This is a genomic window from Candidatus Zixiibacteriota bacterium, from assembly GCA_022865345.1.
Taxonomy (GTDB): domain Bacteria; phylum Zixibacteria; class MSB-5A5; order MSB-5A5; family RBG-16-43-9; genus RBG-16-43-9.
Genome location: JALHSU010000119.1, coordinates 1 through 3,039 on the forward strand (window position 1 = coordinate 1; position 3,039 = coordinate 3,039).

Sequence of the window (3,039 nt, forward strand, 5' to 3'; positions counted from 1 at the left end):
AGAATTCTCTATGGAAGCGGCATCGCTCACAAGGGTGGCGGAGGCACTTCTTGTACCCGCAAAAACTATCGAATCGCACCTGACATCTAAAGTACTGTTTGTATCCGGGTAAACCAGAGGAATGACAAATGAACCCACGTGCTCATCATTATATACATAAACATCCACAACTACCTGAGAACTAGGCAGTACCTTCTCTATACGTTGAATTATGCAGGTGTCTGGAACTCCAGGATCCTGAGCCAAGGCAAAATTAAAGCTTATCAAACTAAAGACTACCAGAAAAAAGATTAAGGTTAGTGAATTTCTCTTCATATTTCACCCCTCTCCTGTTAAATTTTTAAGGTTTGTGCTTTCCTCTCTCCTTCTTTCTACCTCTTTAGCTATGAGATAAAACAAATCACCTCCTCAAGTTAAAAATATAAGAATGTAACTTTAACTTATATTCATTTTTTGTTATATAAACAAATCCTCCAAGCTTGTCAACAAAAAAATTTAATTTTTTTAATTTTTTTTAACAACCAATACCAGGTGGAGGACCTCCCTTGAAAAGATAGCTCACCAGATATACCACGTCTGCAACCGTAATGGCATGATCGCAATTGGCATCCCCTATGTAAGGAGGATTGGACTGTGGTCCACCTTTAAAAAGATAGTTGATCAAGAATATCACGTCTGATACGTTAACTTTATTATCTCCACTGGCATCTCCCCATAAAGGCGTCCCTATAATGACTCCGCCTGTCCTATAATGAGGCACGTAATCCCCGAATATGGTTGAAGTATAATCTAAATAGGAACCCCAGATGATTGCAGTGTCTAACTCTATGGTATCATTAACCACTGCTGCAGAATCTATGGAGAAATACAAATTAGCTAAAAGTCCGCTACCAGCAGGAAGAGGATTACTGCTATTCTGTAAGGTCAAAGAGATGGTTTGGTTATAGTTATCTACGCTAACATTCTTAATCGGAAAACTCTCTACCCTGCTGCCGATGAAATTTACTGAATCACATCTTACAGGAGCACTCCCATGACCATAGCGCATAGGTATGATTAACCTGGAGCAGGTTAGAGAATTGTTCCCGTAAACCGGAACCTTGACTCCGGTCTGTTGAGGTATCCCCTTTGAATAGTTAGGCCCTGCTGTATCTGCAGTTACCCCGATCAAAACACCTTCAGTATTGGTGCCCCAGGTTCCGGAAACAGAATAAGAGCAGGTATAAAGACCAGGGTTCAGATAGGTATGAGATGTGTCAAAACCTGAAGTGGATTTGCTTGCAGTATCACCATCCCCAAAATCCCATTTCCAATAGTAGAGCCCATCCCCGGATGAAGAATCAAGAAACTGGACTGCAAAAGGAGCTTCTCCAAAGACATGATCTGCTGAAAACTTGGCATTTGGTAGATGGGATAAGGAGTTGTAGATGTTAATTCTCCCTGCTCCCAATTTTCCTTCATACCCTGGATTAAGGGTATCAATATTGTCTGCATAATTTTTTATAAGAGAGATCACCTGAGTTAAAGTGAGAGCAGGGACTTTCGACCTGAGTATTCCCACCATCCCGGTAACCATCGGAGCAGACATTGAGGTCCCGCCCATGGTGGCATAAGTAGGGGCATAATTTACCGCATAGGTACTGCGAATTTGGTCTCCTGGCGCGGATATATCCACGTAAGCTCCATAATTTGAAAACCCGGCTTTCTGGTCCCACTTGTTCGTGGCGGCAATAGCGATAACCTGAGGGAAAGTATTGACAAGATAGTCATACGGATTTTCCAGGTTATCATTTCCATACGCCTTGCAGAAGGCAATCCCCTGTGCTAAGGCATTGGTCACTGCGGCCTGCAAAGCAGAATTACTGGAGGAACCCCAGCTACAATTAATTGCTACAACCCCTTTGCGTCTGGCATAATTTATGGCGCTGGCAGCATTGTCCATACTTACATAACCATTGCCATCAGTAGCATCCCATCCAATTCTCAAAGCCATTATCTTACAACCTTTTTTAGCTGGAAACCAGCCACCAGCTAAACCAGCCCCGCCTGTGCTATTATTGGTAACTGCCGCAGAAATTCCTGCTACATGGGTTCCATGTCCATGAAAATCTTTTGGGTCATTATCCGGGGTTGAACAATCTTCACCCCCGGCAGAGTTACACAGATACCCGCCATTTACAAAATCCCATCCCCGGACATCATCTACATACCCATTCGTATCATCATCTATCCCATTACCTGCTATCTCTCCCTTGTTAGTCCAGATATTCAAGGAGAGGTCAGGATGAGACCAGAGCACACCGGTATCAAGAATACCTAAGTTTATGGAGGTATCTCCAGTCTCGTTGTCCCAGGCTCCATAAGCCCTAACATTGTACAAATGGTATTGATTATCCGGGTCATTGTTTACCACATCCACCGGGCAGATTGCCACAGTTTCCACGCTCTCCAGGTTAGGATCCTGGCTATAGGCAGAGGTCAACTCGCTCAGATTAGACTCCTCTGGAAATTCTATCTCATAAAACCCGGAAAGATCTAAAAGATTTGAGCCGGGAGCTGAAGGCGAGGTCTCCTCTGGAAAGACTTTCCTTAAACCTTTTGCATTATACTTTTGATTAAGCTGGTCAACAGAGACTATTCCAGTTAAGGCTGTCCCAGCCTTCTTTAGACCATAATCGACCAAGACTCCTGGTTTAAACTTAACCAAAAGCAGGCCGGGGGCATCCTTACAAGAAGAGCCTCCCCAGCTGTTTAAATATAAGAAAACCAATGACAACGCTACTCCTGCCATTAAGCAAGTGGCTCTTCTTTTCATCTCATCACTCCTATGTTCAATTTTTTTTCAAAAGTTATGGGATTCCGTTTTGAACGAAATCCCATAACTTTAAATCATCAACCTATCCAGATGGATAGATTACGGAAGAGCAATCGGGTAATTGCAAACAGGCTTGGCTCCGCCCTTAAACAGGTAATTGACCAGATATACTACATCCGCAACTGTTATCTTGTTATCACCGTTAGCATTAGCATAATACATGA

The 3,039-nt window shown here is 43.0% G+C and carries 2 protein-coding genes; both read right to left on the reverse strand.

Translation table 11 applies throughout. The annotated features are described in order from the left end of the window. On the reverse strand, positions 1-315 hold a 315-nt coding region (locus MUP17_05225; protein ID MCJ7458374.1), incomplete at its 3' end, for a hypothetical protein. Positions 316-514: 199 nt separating this feature from the next. After that, on the reverse strand, positions 515-2,815 hold the full coding sequence (locus tag MUP17_05230) for a S8 family serine peptidase (GenBank protein ID MCJ7458375.1): 2,301 nt from the start codon (positions 2,813-2,815) through the stop codon (positions 515-517). Positions 2,816-3,039 lie beyond the last annotated feature (224 nt).

Excerpts from the sequence above, each read along its gene's own strand:
- MUP17_05230 (MCJ7458375.1), bottom strand. The coding sequence starts at position 2,815 with ATGAAAAGAAGAGCCACTTGCTTAATGGCAGGAGTAGCGTTGTCATTG.